Source organism: Aquimarina algicola (assembly GCF_006443095.1).
In the GTDB taxonomy this organism is placed as follows: domain Bacteria; phylum Bacteroidota; class Bacteroidia; order Flavobacteriales; family Flavobacteriaceae; genus Aquimarina; species Aquimarina algicola.
This window is the reverse complement of the sequence record NZ_VFWZ01000005.1, coordinates 296,048-312,672: the sequence shown is the minus strand read 5'-3', so window position 1 is coordinate 312,672 and position 16,625 is coordinate 296,048. Positions and strand designations below refer to the sequence as shown.

Annotated in this window: 16 protein-coding genes; 4 read left to right on the top strand and 12 right to left on the bottom strand. The window is 30.0% G+C overall.

Features of this window, described 5'->3' with window-relative positions; all coding sequences use genetic code 11:
• Nucleotides 1-157: 157 nt before the first annotated feature.
• From FHK87_RS17070 to FHK87_RS17050, 5 genes are all read right to left on the bottom strand, one after another.
• Nucleotides 158-2,053 carry a carboxypeptidase-like regulatory domain-containing protein gene (locus tag FHK87_RS17070; RefSeq protein ID WP_226294298.1) on the bottom strand — a complete coding sequence of 632 codons (1,896 nt, stop codon included), beginning with the start codon at nt 2,051-2,053 and terminating at the stop codon, nt 158-160.
• Nucleotides 2,054-2,168: 115 nt separating this feature from the next.
• A complete protein-coding gene (locus FHK87_RS17065; protein ID WP_140594975.1) occupies nt 2,169-3,299 on the bottom strand; it encodes a YARHG domain-containing protein in 1,131 nt (376 codons plus the stop codon).
• Entirely contained in the window at nt 3,292-4,152 is an 861-nt protein-coding gene (locus tag FHK87_RS17060; RefSeq protein ID WP_140594974.1) for a HEAT repeat domain-containing protein, read from the bottom strand. Before FHK87_RS17060 ends, FHK87_RS17065 begins: the two co-directional genes overlap by 8 nt.
• A 97-nt stretch (nt 4,153-4,249) precedes the next feature.
• The gene (locus tag FHK87_RS17055; RefSeq protein ID WP_140594973.1) at nt 4,250-5,290 is read right to left on the bottom strand and encodes an alpha/beta hydrolase family protein; all 1,041 of its coding nucleotides are present in this window, start codon (nt 5,288-5,290) and stop codon (nt 4,250-4,252) included.
• A gap of 136 nt (nt 5,291-5,426) precedes the next feature.
• The gene (locus FHK87_RS17050; RefSeq protein ID WP_140594972.1) at nt 5,427-5,810 is read right to left on the bottom strand and encodes a hypothetical protein; all 384 of its coding nucleotides are present in this window, start codon (nt 5,808-5,810) and stop codon (nt 5,427-5,429) included.
• A 353-nt stretch (nt 5,811-6,163) separates the two neighbouring features.
• Between FHK87_RS17050 and FHK87_RS17045 the strand changes: the two genes are divergently transcribed.
• Both FHK87_RS17045 and FHK87_RS17040 read left to right on the top strand, forming a co-directional pair.
• Complete coding sequence (locus tag FHK87_RS17045; RefSeq protein ID WP_226294311.1) at nt 6,164-7,585, top strand: glycosyltransferase; 1,422 nt, start codon at nt 6,164-6,166, stop codon at nt 7,583-7,585.
• 233 nt (nt 7,586-7,818) lie between these two features.
• Complete coding sequence (locus FHK87_RS17040) at nt 7,819-8,463, top strand: acetyltransferase (RefSeq protein ID WP_140594970.1); 645 nt, start codon at nt 7,819-7,821, stop codon at nt 8,461-8,463.
• 100 nt (nt 8,464-8,563) lie between these two features.
• Here the strand turns inward: FHK87_RS17040 and FHK87_RS17035 are convergent, their stop codons facing one another.
• The 7 genes from FHK87_RS17035 to FHK87_RS17005 form a co-directional block, all read right to left on the bottom strand.
• Nucleotides 8,564-9,466 carry a thiopeptide-type bacteriocin biosynthesis protein gene (locus tag FHK87_RS17035; protein WP_140594969.1) on the bottom strand — a complete coding sequence of 301 codons (903 nt, stop codon included), beginning with the start codon at nt 9,464-9,466 and terminating at the stop codon, nt 8,564-8,566.
• Nucleotides 9,467-9,476: 10 nt separating this feature from the next.
• Entirely contained in the window at nt 9,477-11,720 is a 2,244-nt protein-coding gene (locus FHK87_RS17030; protein WP_140594968.1) for a lantibiotic dehydratase family protein, read from the bottom strand.
• Nucleotides 11,721-11,728: 8 nt separating this feature from the next.
• The gene (locus FHK87_RS17025; RefSeq protein WP_140594967.1) at nt 11,729-12,952 is read right to left on the bottom strand and encodes a lanthionine synthetase C family protein; all 1,224 of its coding nucleotides are present in this window, start codon (nt 12,950-12,952) and stop codon (nt 11,729-11,731) included.
• Nucleotides 12,953-13,138: 186 nt separating this feature from the next.
• Entirely contained in the window at nt 13,139-13,534 is a 396-nt protein-coding gene (locus FHK87_RS17020) for a rhodanese-like domain-containing protein (protein WP_140594966.1), read from the bottom strand.
• Between the two features lie 17 nt (nt 13,535-13,551).
• Nucleotides 13,552-13,863, bottom strand: a complete 312-nt coding sequence (locus FHK87_RS17015; RefSeq protein WP_226294297.1) for a rhodanese-like domain-containing protein — start codon at nt 13,861-13,863, stop codon at nt 13,552-13,554.
• 122 nt (nt 13,864-13,985) lie between these two features.
• Entirely contained in the window at nt 13,986-14,612 is a 627-nt protein-coding gene (locus FHK87_RS17010; RefSeq protein ID WP_140594964.1) for a thioredoxin family protein, read from the bottom strand.
• Between the two features lie 21 nt (nt 14,613-14,633).
• Complete coding sequence (locus tag FHK87_RS17005) at nt 14,634-15,155, bottom strand: TlpA disulfide reductase family protein (protein ID WP_140594963.1); 522 nt, start codon at nt 15,153-15,155, stop codon at nt 14,634-14,636.
• Between the two features lie 235 nt (nt 15,156-15,390).
• Between FHK87_RS17005 and FHK87_RS17000 the strand changes: the two genes are divergently transcribed.
• Nucleotides 15,391-15,858: a MarR family winged helix-turn-helix transcriptional regulator gene (locus tag FHK87_RS17000; protein WP_140594962.1), complete on the top strand. Its 468-nt coding sequence runs from the start codon at nt 15,391-15,393 to the stop codon at nt 15,856-15,858.
• Between the two features lie 28 nt (nt 15,859-15,886).
• Nucleotides 15,887-16,447: a YceI family protein gene (locus tag FHK87_RS16995; RefSeq protein WP_140594961.1), complete on the top strand. Its 561-nt coding sequence runs from the start codon at nt 15,887-15,889 to the stop codon at nt 16,445-16,447.
• Nucleotides 16,448-16,625 lie beyond the last annotated feature (178 nt).

Sequence of the window (16,625 nt, the reverse complement as noted above, 5' to 3'; positions counted from 1 at the left end):
TGTCAAGTAATTTTAATCAAACTCAGAACAGCGGGTAACTTTCATTTTTTAAAAAGAATCTTTATTATCAATGATTTTAATAAGGTCATTTTCTGATCCTAAAAAATCCAGTTTACAAATAAAAATCACGAATTATCACTTTAGCCTTTTATTTGACTTAATATCTAACATCGATATTAAATCCTACTCCCAAACTACTATGTTTCTTAAATTTTGATTGACTAGTTTTTTTATATAAAGTTCCGCTATTCAATAATCCAAGTGAAAAAAATATCGCTTCTCCTTTATTGTTTTCTCCTTCTGTTTCAACCCATTCTAGTGTTACAATTACATCATCTCTTAACACGATGTTGTATGGTTTCAAATTCACTTTAATTTTACCTACTTGCTTTGGTTCAATAGATATAAAAATATTTTTGTTCAATATGTTTTCGAATGAGTATTTATCACTTCTTTTATAAAAGTTAACTCTAAATGTTGATTTTCTGCTTAGTCTATTATAAGGTATATTAAAATTAAAAGCGTCTACAAAAGTTGGATTTTTTCTAATGTTAATTTTAATCCCCATCTCAGCTCCTAGTTGATCATAGCTAAAACCAGTACTTACAAACTTGGATTCACTTTTATTTCCAAGAGTCTTTTTCTTGAGCGCTTTTGTTTCGATAATAACCTCATGTAATTCATTAATTTCTTCTTCTAGCGCTATCAAAAGTGCTTCATTTTTTTCTTTGATATCTTTTAGAGTAATTTTTTGTGTTTTATATCCAATCGAAGATATTTTTATAGTGTCATTCATAAATTCTTTTTTCAAATCAAAAGTAAACTTACCTTCAGAATTTGTGACAGTTCCTATTTCTTGATTGAGTATTCCGATATTGACATAAGGTAATGGCTTATTATTGCTTTTATTAACTACAAAACCAGCTATTTTTCTTTTAGACAGCCCTAGCTCTGTTTTTGAAGAAATATCATATGGTATATCTGTAGTATATTTTAACGCTTTTAAACTCTTCAAATAAACACTAAACTTATTTTCTTTAGCAAATAACTTGTTGAAAAAAGACAATGTTATATTTTCTATTTCTCGATAAGTATTTACAGATGCTTCTGATGTTTTTAAAATTGAAGGAATACAGGTAAAATCAATATGAGAACTATTTTTGAAACGTAAGTAAAACTTATTGGTATCTATTCTATTATAATAATTGTATTCATGTGTAGGCTCAAACTCATTTAATTTATTACCACTTTCTAGATATAAATAATTTATTTTCTGAGATAGTGGTTCCAATAGATTTGAATGATGGATTTCTTGAATCAAACGATCGTCTTCTTCTGATTCACCAAAGTAATGTGTTTCTGTTCCATCTAGCGAGAGAAAAGCTTTTACTATTGGATTTCTTTTAATAAAGGCTGCTGTTCCCATACCTCCCCAACTATAACCAATTACTCCAATATTACTAAAATCTATATGAAACAAGTTATTTTTTTTAAAGTATTGAATCGCAAATTCAGCATCATAAACTTGTTCCATCAAATCTTCTTTTTTGTTTGTCATATTTCCTGGGTATCTACCTACAGACCAAATAGAAACTATAACATATCCATTTTGTGCCAATGTTTCAAGAAGTTTAAAGTTTTCAAACCCCATACCGTTAAAACCTGCCATATATAGAATAATTGGACGTTTCTCTGATATAGGACATACATCAGGATAACTACTTGTTTTGACATCTAATAGACGTTCTCCATTAATTCCCATACCTAATTCGGCTACATAAAACTGTGCTAATTCATTTGTTATTCCGGAAAAATCCTCGTTATCCTGATAATTAATTGCTCTTTCTTCAAAAAGTTTGAATATATCTCCAAAAAGCAAAGGTTTGTGTTTTGTTTCATTCGAGGGGTACCAAATATCTAAATCAACGGGACGATAATATAACCCATCATTTGGTGTTGTATGCGGTTTATAAATCCTAGTACTATCTTTTAATTTTAAAGTTTTGAAGCCAGCATAATAAGTTTGAGTAAAACTTGAATTAAATAGTAGCAAAAATATAAGTAGTATTAGTTGATTTTTGAACATAAAGCTTCATATCTTTTACAATTAAAGACGTAAAAAATATACTGTTGGTTGCCTGAAGATTATCAATTATAATGAGATAATGTCAATTTTTCTGTTTTGATTTCACAATCTTTAACCATTCTAACTCTTCATTTGATAAGGTTTCTAGATTCGCTTTATAATCAGGGTTTGGTTGATACCAACTTTGAGACAAATAATAATCTTGTATCAGTTTAGTTTTAAAAATATACCCTCTTATAGCAAATGGTAAATTTCTTAAAATCTTAAAGGATTCTTCGTTTACAACATCCGTACAGGTTTTTTTAATATCATTTTTGAGGTATATCCTTTTTGGTAAATCATGATATTTATAGTCAAAAGAGTCATAATTTTCCTTTATATAATTTGCTGTCGAGTATATATAAAGCTCGCCTTCAGGCTTAAAATTTTTCTTCTCAAATGTGATTCCGCCGGTAGTTGTAATAAACTTTGACATAGATCCTTCTCTATACTCATCTTTATAGTTTAGTCCCCTTCCATCTTCGATAAACCAATCATCTTTATTTTTAAAAAATGTATTGTGTATATTAAAATTTTCATTGGGTCCCATATCAATATGTAATGTAAAATCATCAATTTGATTGTTTCCCCATCTATTTGCAGCAGTTAAGATATAATCAAAACTATATCGATCCATAACTGATCCTGACATATCAAACCTATAGGTATGAACAATTTTGTTTATTCCTGATTTGAAATTAGCATTGAAATGATACACATAGTAAAAATCAGGTTCGTTTGTGTTAAAGTCATCTCCGATAACTTCGTCTTCAGTTTTTGCATCAATCTTTTGATTGACATAATAATTCTCTGTATTTACAATTGAAGTTTTGAAATCTAACAATTTCTCATTCATTTTTACATCAAAATTCGATATATAAGGATGTGCTCCATTCTTGGGATACCCATCTACATCTCCTGATGGTGAAGGAGCTTCAAACCCAACTAGAATTATTTTATCTGATCCGGGGTTAAAAAAAGTATAATCAACAGTTACATAAATATAGTCTTTATCATTTTCTATTCTTCTAACAAGAGTCAAGATTTCTTTTGTTACAGAGACTTCAGTTTCAGAAATAGGGATTAATTGATTTCCTGATGCAAAGTAAGCTCCATCATTACCGAATACTGATAAATGTATCAGAGTAAGAAAAAAAAGTATTCGTTTATCCATATTTGATAGTGTTATTTAGTTTTTTGATCATTCTTGTTGCAATCTCTCCTATCGTATAGCCGGTTTCTTGTTTTACATATCCATTTTCATCATATACTATTGCAATTTCATCAATTCTTTTAAAAGGAACTAAGTTATCAATTACATTTTTATCCCCTATTTCACCTAAACAAACAATACAATCATATACTATCATCAAATTATCTGATGTCAATTTTTGAACAAGAGATAAAATGGATTCTCTGAGACTAAAATCACTAAAAACATGAGTTAAGTTTGAAACTAAAGTATGATTTTTGGTGCCTTGAAACAAGTCTATTAATTTTTGAATCAGATCATCATCAAGAATATTTTCATTAATCCCTTGAATTGCCGTTATCTGAACCATCTCATCTTTATCAAACAATGATTGCTCGATTAGCAACCTTACATTTGGATGATTATACTTGATAAGATCATATAAAGCATATGCTCTTTCATCATAATCAGGATTATTAAAATTAGAAAGTAATAGTTCTAAATCTACTTCTTTCGTTACAGTGTTTTCAATTCCTTTTTTTAATTTGGGATGCAACCCATCAGTATCTGTTTGAAATTCTATATTTGAATTCAAGATCAGGTCTATTGTTTTTTGAAAAACAGGGTGCTCATCTAAATATCCCGTAAACTGATCTTGCTTCATCCCCATTTTGTACAATCCCGCCCTTCCTATTCCTTGATTGATAATATCTAAAACCTCATCGACTTCATCATTACTTAGTCCTATATTTCTTAATATAGTAATCGTTTCTTCATTAGGACCATTCGAAATTATTGTGGGTAATACATTTATGATTTCTATGACATTATTCATTATTTATATCTACATATTTAAAAGCTAAATGTAGCAAATACAAACAGAATAGAAAACTTTAGCGCGTTTTCAACTGCAAACTATGATGTATCATTAATTACAATGTGTTTTTAAAAAAATCTAATGCCAGTTTCAAGGTTTTTTCGTGAATTTCTTTTCTGTCAACTGTCGGTTTATCTATTGTTATCGCAGGTGCAACTTTTTTCCCAAATTCTGTAGGTTCATTTAAAAACACATAATGCCCTACATTATCATCAAATAAATGTATTCGACTACTTTTAATCAAGTCATGATAATTTTCAGCATTATTCTTTACTGGCGTATTGGCATCTCCTTTTCCTGCTACGATAAAAACAGGTGCTGTAATTGTATTTGTTTGCTCTTTGGAATGAAATCCAAATCCAATTGCCGGAGCCATTACAAAAAATGACTTAATCCTATCATCTTTTACATGATCCCTGTATTTGTTATAAGACGAAACGATAAGGCTATCGTTTTCAAAATCTATAACCTCACCTGTTTTAGGAAACTCCGCAGGCATTGTTCTATCTTCGGGATTTTGATTTTCTCTAACTGCTCTATCTACATACCCCCCAGCTAATGCTATATTAGTATAGCCTCCCAGAGAAAAACCAACTCCACCAATTCTTGATGTATCAATCTTTTTTCCAATCTGACCATCTTTGAGGACATTGGTAAGTACAAATTGAACATCAATTGCTCTTTCCCACCATTTTACGAACTCTCTTGGTATTTTATTAAAGGTAGAATTTCCATAATGATCGAGCGAAACCACAATATACCCCTCTTTTACCATTCTTTCTATAAACCATGTTAATGAAAATCTATTACCTCCTGTTCCATGAGAGATCAATAGCAATGGTAATTTTTTATCTACAATAGTTGCATTAGGAATTGTCTCTATTGTTTTAAAAAGTTCTTTTTGAGTATTTACAGATTCTTTTTGTTTTATAGTTTCTAAAGTAGGATACCATATTTCGGTTATCAAAGGCCTATTTCTAGACTCATCTACAAAAGTTATTGATTTTTGACCTATTCTAAAGTCATTTTTCTTTTTATCACTATCAAAGGAGAAACATAGATATATTGCTAATAAAAAAAGTACAGGATTTTTCATTTTTTGGTTTGTTTGTTTACTGTACAGACAAACCAAAAAAATAATTGTTACAGTATACTGTAAAAACCTTATCTACAACAAAATAGTTGCTTTTAATTTATATCTAACGAAGTAAATCTAGTACAAATCATCACTTTTATTCTTTCTTCACAGAAACAAAATCATAATCTAAATCTTCTCTATTATCAAAATTTAATCTCAATTTAAGTTTAGATGTATTTAATTCGATAATCTTAAATTTTAAATCCAATTCGCGGATGGTGATCATTAATTCTTGGTCTTTTAAACTCCAAACCCCTTCAGTTATTCCACCACCCAAAACATACTTATCATGAATAATAACCCTACCATCTTTTTTAAAAATCCAAGGTTCTCCATAATCCAAATTCTCAGGAAATAAACCTTTCAACTCAGAGTTACTTATTTTTTCAATTTTCCACTTATAATTTGTGAGGAGATCATGCTGAGATTGACCAGTACTAAAAAGAATAAAGAATAAATAAAATACTATGTTTTTCATTTGACAAAGATAATATTCACAGTTATAAACAAAAGTCTGTATATTTTTTCTAAAAAAAAGTGTGTTTTAAGAATCAAATGAATTAATAACTAAGAATTCTGTTTGCTTCTTGAAGAGTTCTGAATTTTTATTATGTAACCTCAAACAAATGCAATCACCATAAGAGTATAAAATTATTGGGGAATTTTGTGTTGAATTTACACAAGTGTGTAAAATGTTCACACTTTAGAATATAAACATCTCTTATAAACCCTTGTAATTCAACATTATTTAAAATGGCATCGATGTTGTCTTTCCAATATGTGTAAAAATATAAGAAAACTCTCATGAAGCAATTGACATCATCTGGACCTATGACTAAAAATCCTAATCTGATAGAAAAATTAGTTATGAATTCTTCATCAACATTAATCATAATAGGAACATTCTTATTAATGTTTGGTGCGGCATCTTTATTTTATTTCTTGCAACCATATTTCGAAGATATTTACCTCAAAAGAATTAGTACAACTTGGGGATTTACTTTGATGATAGTAGGTTCTATACTACTTACATTAAAAATTAGTTTTTTAGTGTACATATTAGTTTTATATCTACGCTATAAGGTTGTAAACTCTGTATCAGATGAACAACTTCCTTTACTTACAGTTATTGTACCTGCTTATAATGAAGGTGAGCTTGTATATAAAACACTTATTAGTTTAACAGACAGTGATTATCCTAAAGAAAAATTACAAATAATTTCTATTGATGATGGTAGTCAAGATGATACTTGGCAATGGATGAAAAAAGCCAAGCAAGAATTAGGTAATAGTGTTTCTATATATCAACAGCCTAAGAACATGGGTAAAAGACATGCACTATATCGTGGATTCAACCTTGGTATGGGAGAAGTTTTTATAACTGTTGATAGTGATTCTATCGTAAAGAAAGATACATTACGCAACATGGCAAGCCCATTTATTGTAAATGAAGAGTGTGGTGCGGTAGCAGGAAATGTAAGAGTTTTAAATAGAAAAGACGCTTTAATCCCTCGTATGTTGAATGTAAGTTTTGCTTTTAGTTTCGAATTTATTCGTTCTGCACAAAGCACATTGGGTTCTGTATTATGTACTCCGGGAGCACTATCCGCTTATCGCAGAGAAGCTGTTTTTAACTGTCGTGAGGCTTGGATTAATCAAACTTTTATGGGGCAAGTTTCTAAAATTGGAGAAGATCGTGCCATGACCAATATGATCTTAAAACAGGGATACAAAGTACTATTTCAACGTAATGCTTATGTATTAACTAATATTCCTGAGCGTTATAAGAATTTATCAAAAATGTTTATTCGTTGGGAAAGAAGTAATGTTCGTGAAAACATTGCTATGAGTAAGTTTGCTTTCAGTAACTTTAGAGAAGGGAAAAAGACTGGTACTAGAATTTTATTGTTAAACCAATGGTTAAAAATGACAATGGCATATCCTGCATTATTAATCATGTTATTTTTTATCGTTACGTATCCAGTGTTATTCTTCAGCTCTACTTTTGTAAGCGCATTAGTTTTCTCTAGCATGAGAGCCTTATTTTATGCTAAAAAACATAATGTAGCAGAATCACTTTGGGCTTATCCATATAGTATCTTTTTTGCCTTTACTTTGTTTTGGATTACTCCTTATGCAATTGCAACGGCTGGAAGAAGTGGTTGGTTAACTCGTGATCTAACTAAAAAAGAGCTTAAGAAACAACAACAGCAACAACAAGTTGAAGTTGAAGTTGTAGCTGTTTCGTCTTAATTAATATACAGAGAGATTCTTCAATATCATATTTATAAAATTTTGTTGTAGGTGTTACAAGATTTAGATAATTAAAGCACCAAGACGTTCAAATTCTGTAGCTTCGTATAAGTTCTATTATACGAAGCTTTTTTTATTGTAATGTCTATTTTTTATCTTTTGATGATAAAAATCATATTTCAAAATAGTAATCTTAAATATTTTTGATGATTGATCTTAACAAAAGTAATAAGATGAACAAAACTGATACAGTCAGATTATATGGTGCAGGCGGGCATTCTCAAATCATAAAATTACTTTTAGAACAAAATGGAGTATCTGTAAATGAAATTTTTGACGACAATCCATCAAAAAGCCATCCTAAATTCAAAAATATAATTCCAGGAATAAAACATCATTCTTCTTTTCCCTATGAAGGAGCTCCTTTTATAGTAGGTATTGGTGATAATATGCATAGATATAAAATAGCAAAAGTATTAACTTCTGGGTTTGCAAAAGCCATACATACTACTGCCGTAGTTGATCCTAGTAGTATTTTAGGCGATGGTTCTGTGGTTTATGCCGGTGCGGTTATTCAGCCCAATACCTATATTGGAAAACATGTGATTATCAATACACTTGCTAGTGTAGATCATGATAATATTATCAATGATTTTGTACATATATCTCCTAATGTAACATTATGTGGTCTTGTAGAGATTGGAGAAGGCTCTCATATAGGTGCAGGAGCAGTTGTTATTCCAAAAGTAAAAATAGGAAAATGGTGTACTATAGGTGCAGGAGCTGTTATTATAAAAGACATTCCTAATTATGCTGTAGTAGTAGGTAATCCAGGAAAAATTATTAAAATGAACTATCCTGAATCAGTATTAGTATAAACTCAACGCTGTTTTATATTTCGAATACACTTCTGTTTAATACTTTTAATGCTATTCAGACATTTAAAGTATTAAAATCTTCAACTTATTTTAGGAAGATTTAAACATCAACTTTCTGTTTTTGTAGTGCAATCATAGATATATAATATTTATACAAAAAATCATAACATACCATTTCATGAAGACGATTTTTTGAGGTAAACAACCGATTCATGAGCATATGGATGTAACTCGCCATAAAATCATCTAAATCTTTTTCTAATTGATTTTGGGATCGTAGATTTACTATCTCTTTTGCAATACCTTTACAATGTTTTTGTTTTTCTTCCAGAATATCAAGTATTGGTTCATATTCTGGGATATCAGAAGCTGTAAAGAGCATAAAATCATCTATTTTTTTTCTAGCGACTCTATATTTATCCTTTAATTGAGTATTAAGTAATTTTGAAACACCGAATTCTTGTCTAAAACCAGTTTTAAGACGATGCAATAATTTCAACTTTTCTTCATTTGTATATTGAAAACTATCGAGTAAACTATCTATGGCTCTCAATCCAAATAACCAACGGATTTCTTCTCCTTCATCTCCTTCTATCAAATCAATCAGTTTTGTAATCATAACACTGTCATGATAAAATAACTGTTCTGCTTTTTCTATAGTATTACTACCATACCGCTCTATTTCTCTCTGATAAGTATCAATTTGTACCTTCCATATCAAATCTTTTTCTATAAAATCCTCTAATTCTTGAGCGATTAATTGTATCACATTACCTATCTGATCCAAGTTCTTTATATAAAAACGAACTCTCAAGTGCTCCTTTGGATCAGCATAACGAATAAAAAACCATGAATCAATACATTGTTTATCAATCAACTTTTCTGTTATAGGTTGAATGATATCAGTAAGTATTAAATCCGCTGTTTTATATCCTGTATACAGTTTATAATACAACCAATGATCTCCTATTATAAATGATCGCTTTACATTATTATCCATCATACCGAAAATTTTATTTTAGTTTTCCTTCATTAAAAAAAGATACGACTATTTGGTTTGTGTAATCATCATTATCACAGGTTACTATACCTTTTTCAGTAAACAAAAACTCTGAAAACTTGATTTGTGTTCTATTTTTGATGGTATGTAATAGCATTTGGATAGATGTTATATTTCTCAAATTGATTAAGAGTTTATTATCCCCGTCAATTAATGATACATATTGAGGAATTTGATATACATCTCGCCAATCGGATATCGCAGATAATAGCTTTTTTTCAATATAAAATAACTTCAAAAAAGGTTCTAAATCAACCTTTTTAAAATTCCAAACTGCTCTAGAAATGATAATATCTTCGTAGATTACCCTTGGCAAAAACTTATATTGATCTGCTAATCCTCCCCAATTAAATCCAATTGAACTGCGTAAATCTTGAGTCTGCATATCACATAAAAAATGATAAATCGGCAATGCATTTGCAGAATAATTATGAGCATTTGTTAAATGAGGAATAACTTCTTTTTTATGTTTTTTTGATCTTAAGATCATTTTTTTATGATTAGGCATTGAAACCATCAGGTCACTAATATCAATTTGCTTATTGGGCTCAACAGAAGATGTGGCCAAATAAGGAATTTCAAATGCTCTAAAAGCAGGACGCATTAGAATATTGCCTACTCTTGACTCTGGCAGATGAACAATCTCTGCTAAAATTTTATCCTTGTTTATTATTGTTTCTTTCTCGATAATTGAATTTGTATGTGTATTCAATTCAGAATCGCCATGACAAAATCTACCTAAAATATTTGCTGCACTTGATCCTCCTGCTCCTGTCATTACAATTTTTTGCTCTCCATCTTCTGTGATAATTTCGATCATAGAAGATATCGTATCTGGCAAATCCGTCCATGTTACCTCAAAATCTTTGAAATCTTCATCAGTAAGCTTCATTACATATTCTTGATTATGATGTACTTCTTGAAGTTTTTCATGCAAAATAGCATGAGTTCGAGTCCATTTTATATTTTTAACCTCTCTGTTTTCATTTTTTAATGGTAAAATAAGATCATCTACCAATGGGGTTACATCACCTGTACCTTGATTTTGCAAATAGCCAACTCCTATCTCTATATCAAGAGCATTAGAAAGCGAGACTTCTCTATTTTCATAACGCTCATAAAATGCATTTTTAAAACTTTGCATAGGTGTCTCGATGTCTACCTTTGGAGAAATCTTATTCAAAAACGCTAAACATTTCTTTGCTTTTTGTAAGATTTCTTTTTGTAATACATTATGATTTGTCTCTAATATCATATCCGTTTGAAATAGATATTTTAGTTCATATCCAGTACCTAATTTTTTTATCAATTCGCTCAAATCTGTATATCTGGATATAGGATTTTGTAACGTTTGATCTATCACATGTATTTCTTGATGTATTTGATTAATAATAGCTAAGAGTTCTTCTACTCCTTCTAATTTCTGCAAGACTAATTGTATTTTAGGCAAAAACTCATCTCCAGAAACCGAAGGTTCTAATTCACTGATCAAAACTTGATTATCTATCAACTCTTCAATAAATGCCGAAGCCTCTTCTTCTGTAATTTCATCATCAACCAATAATAATGAAAGATCTTTTAATAAAGCTCCTTCTTTTGATTTTTGTAAAATTTGCTCTAAATATTCTGAATGATTAACTGCTACGATATGATGATGTCTTCTACTATTTTTATCGTGATGATATTCTACATATCTCAAGAAATCACCCGCTTTATAAATACTAGTATTCGGAAAAAATAATAATTGTTTTCTTATGCTTTCGTTTTTGACCAAATCTTGAGAAAGTGCTACCAAATAATTCATATCTAATCTAGTATGCCTCTTGTTCTGATCACTCGATGACAATTCTATTCTTGAGTTATAATCAAATTTACCAACACTACATCCTGCAAAAATTCCGAAAGGAGTGCAACGAGAGGACATTCTGCTTAGGTATTTTAAAATCGAAAATATAAGTTTTTCAGATTCTTTTTGATCTGTTATCTCGCCTTCAAGCCATTTTTTAAGTTCAAAAAATAATGAAGGTGAAGCCAAAAAAACAGCTTCTTGAATAGTTACATTTTGACATAGCTCTCTAATTAATTTTTCCTCAACCACATCCTCTTCAGTAAGTTTTTTATATGCAGAGAGTGATAATAAAGGGGTTCGTAAAACAAATTTTTCGAATCCTTTATATGGGTTTTTAGTTTTTTTCATTTAGTACATTAAGAGATCATTAGACATTCATCCCAAGAGGTTTCAAAATCAGATATATGAAATAATATGGCCATTCCTATACCTGCAACTCCCATTAACAAATCAATTTCATTTACCCATCCTTTTTTACCTTTCCATTGTTTATATCCCACATATCCATCAGAAAATGTAGCCATGTTTATGCCTTCTTGTATCCAAAAATCTGCTGCTTCTAAGAAAACTTCTTCTTTTGTATCTCTATATAATCTATTGAAAATTTGAGCGTTTCCAAATGCACCGTGGCACATACATGTATCTTTAACCAAAGATTGTTCTTTAGTTTTTCGACCGGTTGCACGTTTTAAAATTTTCAATGCTTTCTCTTCGAGATCACTATCTTTTAAAGCTAAAGCTGCTATTCTAAGGGAAATTCCAATACCCAAATCCCCGTAACACCATGCCAGGCGACTAGTTTGTCTTTCTTCTGATTGTGTAGACCAACTTGGAAATAGCGAAATAGAATCTTGAGTCGCATCTTCATGACTAAGAATGTAAGATATTCCTCCTTTTAGAAGAGGAGTTACTTTATCCCTTAGCTCTGTATAGGGATACAATCTTGATAAAAAGTTGATGATACTTGACATTCCATGAGAGAGGCTCAAGTTATACCCTTTTAAGCCTGACTCATGATCTAAAATTGAATTCCACTTACAACCGTAATCATCTTTTTCTGACAGAACATCTAATTGCTGTATGATATCTGATAAATAACTTAGGTATTTATTTTTAAGCGTTTCAGACTGTGTATTTTTTAGGCGTTTCAAAAAGTAATACCCGTACCCCAAAGCTCCATGCAAAAAATCATAGTCTCCTTGTTCTATATTGACCTTCATTACAGAATAAAGGTATACATCTAAATCTACTAAGAGTTCATCAACATCAATTTCGACAAAATCTTCTTCTACCAAATGTTGGATCACCCATCCTGCACCTGCAATACCATTACAATAGGTAGGAAAGTTGTATCCATTATTAATTCTATCAATACATTCACTAAGAATTTCTGCTCCAATTTCTGCTCCTACATCAGAATTTAAATATTTTGAATAGTAAAATTGAAAAAGCGAAATTCCTGAAATCCCGGATAAACCACCTATGTCTTTTACATCTTTATAGTTATCTCTAAGGATTATATGTATTTCTTTAAGTTGTTGATTAAGGAGTGCTTGTGTAGTAACCTTAATTTCAAGCATAACGATTAGGGTTTAAAAGATGATTCATAAAAGTAAGTAGAACCCCTTAAATTACATCAGCTTTTAAGAATATTATAATTATTAAATTTTAAACATAAAATACTGTAATTTACTTTTAAATAAAAACAATAAAAGGCTTGAAACAATATTAATTTCAAACCTTTTTAGTATCGTAATACAAAACTACTATTTTTTAATAGTGGTTTTACCTTTAAACTTCCATTGGGTTATCCCCCCATCTAAATCGTAGATCTTAGTAAAACCTGCTTTTTTCATATATCGAGAACATTTACTACTTCTATACCCTCTACCACAGTATACAGCTACCGGTTTTGATTTATCAAGCTTAGCGATAAGATCTTCAAAATTCTCATCTTCATAATTGATATTAACAGCTCCTTCTATAAATCCACTAGCATATTCTTCTGGTGTTCTTACATCAATAAGCTCAACTTTACTCATTTTGATTAAAGAATCCATTTCTTCTACAGTAATATGTTCAATTGTAGCATCTTCAATATCTCTACAACTCGAAATTGTAAAAAACGATATGATGACTAAAGAGGTAAGTAAATATTTCATAATAGATATAGTGAGAGTTACTCTACGGTTTCTCCTTCCCACTCCATAAATCCGCCTAATAAGTTATATGTTGTATCAAACCCCATTTGGTTCATTAATGTACAGGCTTGAGCACTGCGGGCACCTGATCTACAATACACATAATAATTCTTAGATTTATCAAGAGCACTAATTTCATCCAAAAATCCCTGCCCTTTACGAATGTCTATATTTTGCATATTAGGAATGTAACCGTCTTCTACTTCTTCTTCGGTTCTTACATCCAAAATAACTGCGTTTTCATCTTTAGCAATAAGTTCTTGCCATTCTTCTTGTGTGATATCTGCCATTATAAATTATGTTAGTACTAAGTTATAAGTCTTTCTTATTCTATATTCATTACAAATATAACGAGTACTTTTATAAATTGTGTCACATGGATATCGAGATATAATAAAAATGAAGTGAAATTTTAAGCTTTTATACTACAACCTATAGCTTTTGTAACTTCTACAGGAACCTTCTTTCCTTCTAATAATGCATTAATAGCATCTTCAACATATTTTTCTGTTGCGGCAGAAGCATCTTTGTAATTATTATCGATTGCTCCTATATATCTAACTACATTTCCTTCAGGTGTTTTTTCTAACACATACACATGAGGAGTTTTTGTAGCTCCATATTGAGGATAAACCTTTTGTCCATCATCAAACAAATAAGGAAAAGTAAAACCCTTTTCTTTGGACCTTTTAATCATATTATCAAAACTATCATCGGGATATGCTTTTGGATTATTTGGATTTATAGCTAGAACAGGATATCCTTTTGACTTAAAAGTTTTGTCTAATGTTATAATTCGATCCTCATAAGCAACAGAATAAGGACAATGATTACATGTAAAAATTACTATAAACCCTTTTGCTTCTTTGTAATCTGCCAAAGAAACATTTGTATTATCAATATTTTTTAAACTAAAATCTGTTGCGATATCCCCTATAGAATATCCTTTATCTATCTCGGTATCTGATACTTTGTCTATGGCAAAAGCACTAATCGCAATAATAAAAGCAACTCCCACTAAAATTTTTAAAGTTTTCATTTCTGTACTTTTTATAAATAGTTACAATAATTTTTTGAGTTCTTTTTCTAATTCGTTGTAAGTAAACGATCGTTCATAAAAACGAAATGTGTTATCTCTATATATTATAGTTGCAGGTATCGAGCCTGTCCAATCTTTATCTACCTTAGGAATCCAACTATTTGCATCCGGATCATCTAATAAAATCACTTTACTCTGAATCTTTTGTTTTTTCACAAAAGGAATTAATTTGGATTCTACATGCATGGGCAAATCCAAGCTTACCAATATCACTTCTACCTTATGCTCTGGATACCTACTATTAATCAATTCAAAATAAGGCAATTCTGCTACGCAAGGTTTGCACCAAGTTGCCCAAAAATTGATCACTCTAGTTTTTCCATCATCGATATTAAGCAACGGTTCGAAGCTTTCAAAAGTATGCAAAGGTATTTCTACCCCTTTACTCTTAAAAACTTTGTTAGCATCTAATGCTACAGTCTTTTCTCCTTTACATCCCGAAAAAAAAACTATCAATACAATATTTAAAACCCATTTCAACATGCTACTAATGTATCAAAACTCATATCTAAGCAAAAGAAAATTAACAAGGTTTCTGATGTTTACTTAAATATTTTCAGAATTTTTTGCAAATGTTTAACTCAACAGTATTACTATCTTCGCAATATTACTATTTAACTACACGCTAATCTCAACTTTAACAAAGAATTAATATCGGTTTAGTATTCAAAAAGCATTCTTAATTATATATTTGTATATACAAATGTTGTTTATACAAATGAATATAGAAAGTTTCATAAAAACCGAAAATAAAATACCCGTTCGTAAAAAAGCGATCATAAATCTATTATTTACACATGGGTGGATTATGGATAAAATCAATCTCGAACTAAAGAATCATGATATATCCATACAACAATTTAATGTACTACGCATTCTTAATGGCCAAAAAGGAAAACCAGCCAACCTGTCTACAATTCAAGAAAGAATGGTAACCAAAATGAGTAACACCACAAGACTCGTTGATAAGCTTATTCAAAAAGGGTATACAACAAGAACTATCTGTCCTTCTAATAGAAGAAAAGTAGAAATAACTATTACTCAAAAAGGAACAGAATTTTTAAATATAGTAAGTCCTATAATGGATGATTTTGAAAATAAAATCACATCTAATCTAACAGAAGAAGATTTAGATCAGTTAAATATATTTTTAGATCAATTACGAAATCAAAATTTTAATTCATAAAAACAAACTTAATTTTAAAATCATGAACATGAAATTTCAAACACTAATTTTAGCTTTTGCCATTGTTGCAACATCCTCAGTATTTGCTCAAAAAAAGAAAATTAAAGCCTCAGAGAGTATTGTCAACTGGACTGGTAAAAAAGTTACAGGATCACATACCGGAACATTAAAACTATCTGAAGGATTTTTAAACTTTGAAGGAGACAAAATTACAGCAGGAGAATTTGTAGTCGATATGACTACACTAGTCGTTACAGATCTTGAAGCGGGCAAAGGAAAAGAAAAACTAGAAGGCCATCTTAATTCTGATGATTTCTTTGGCACTTCAAACCATAAAACTGCAAAACTAGTAGTTACTAAAGCAAAAAAGACAGCTAATGGTTATAAAATAGCAGGAGATCTTACTATTAAAGGAAAAACAAACCCTATTCAATTTGATCTAAATATAAAAGGTAATACAGCTTCTACCACTTTGAAGGTAGATAGAACCAAGTATGATATCAAATATGGATCAGGAAGTTTTTTTGATAATTTAGGAGACAAAGCAATAAACGATGAGTTCGAATTAGCTGTAAACTTAAAAATGTAAATTTTTATATTGTAAATTATAATTAATTTATATATTTGAATCGTAAATAAAAAAAAATGAATTTTATTTTAACAAATAACTGGTGGTGGAACTCTCGAAACGAAAACGTCGTGAGATAGCTACTGCATTGTGTTAAGAAAAACATACAAAAGGCTTGTCAAAATCACGACAAGCCTTT

Excerpts from the sequence above, each read along its gene's own strand:
- FHK87_RS17010 (WP_140594964.1), bottom strand. The coding sequence starts at position 14,612 with ATGAAAACTTTAAAAATTTTAGTGGGAGTTGCTTTTATTATTGCGATT.
- FHK87_RS17045 (WP_226294311.1), top strand. The coding sequence starts at position 6,164 with ATGACTAAAAATCCTAATCTGATAGAAAAATTAGTTATGAATTCTTCA.
- FHK87_RS17000 (WP_140594962.1), top strand. The coding sequence starts at position 15,391 with ATGAATATAGAAAGTTTCATAAAAACCGAAAATAAAATACCCGTTCGT.
- FHK87_RS17055 (WP_140594973.1), bottom strand. The coding sequence starts at position 5,290 with ATGAAAAATCCTGTACTTTTTTTATTAGCAATATATCTATGTTTCTCC.
- FHK87_RS17065 (WP_140594975.1), bottom strand. The coding sequence starts at position 3,299 with ATGGATAAACGAATACTTTTTTTTCTTACTCTGATACATTTATCAGTA.
- FHK87_RS17005 (WP_140594963.1), bottom strand. The coding sequence starts at position 15,155 with ATGTTGAAATGGGTTTTAAATATTGTATTGATAGTTTTTTTTTCGGGA.
- FHK87_RS17030 (WP_140594968.1), bottom strand. The coding sequence starts at position 11,720 with ATGAAAAAAACTAAAAACCCATATAAAGGATTCGAAAAATTTGTTTTA.
- FHK87_RS17050 (WP_140594972.1), bottom strand. The coding sequence starts at position 5,810 with ATGAAAAACATAGTATTTTATTTATTCTTTATTCTTTTTAGTACTGGT.
- FHK87_RS17060 (WP_140594974.1), bottom strand. The coding sequence starts at position 4,152 with ATGAATAATGTCATAGAAATCATAAATGTATTACCCACAATAATTTCG.
- FHK87_RS17035 (WP_140594969.1), bottom strand. The coding sequence starts at position 9,466 with ATGATGGATAATAATGTAAAGCGATCATTTATAATAGGAGATCATTGG.
- FHK87_RS17040 (WP_140594970.1), top strand. The coding sequence starts at position 7,819 with ATGAACAAAACTGATACAGTCAGATTATATGGTGCAGGCGGGCATTCT.
- FHK87_RS17020 (WP_140594966.1), bottom strand. The coding sequence starts at position 13,534 with ATGAAATATTTACTTACCTCTTTAGTCATCATATCGTTTTTTACAATT.
- FHK87_RS17015 (WP_226294297.1), bottom strand. The coding sequence starts at position 13,863 with ATGGCAGATATCACACAAGAAGAATGGCAAGAACTTATTGCTAAAGAT.
- FHK87_RS17025 (WP_140594967.1), bottom strand. The coding sequence starts at position 12,952 with ATGCTTGAAATTAAGGTTACTACACAAGCACTCCTTAATCAACAACTT.
- FHK87_RS16995 (WP_140594961.1), top strand. The coding sequence starts at position 15,887 with ATGAAATTTCAAACACTAATTTTAGCTTTTGCCATTGTTGCAACATCC.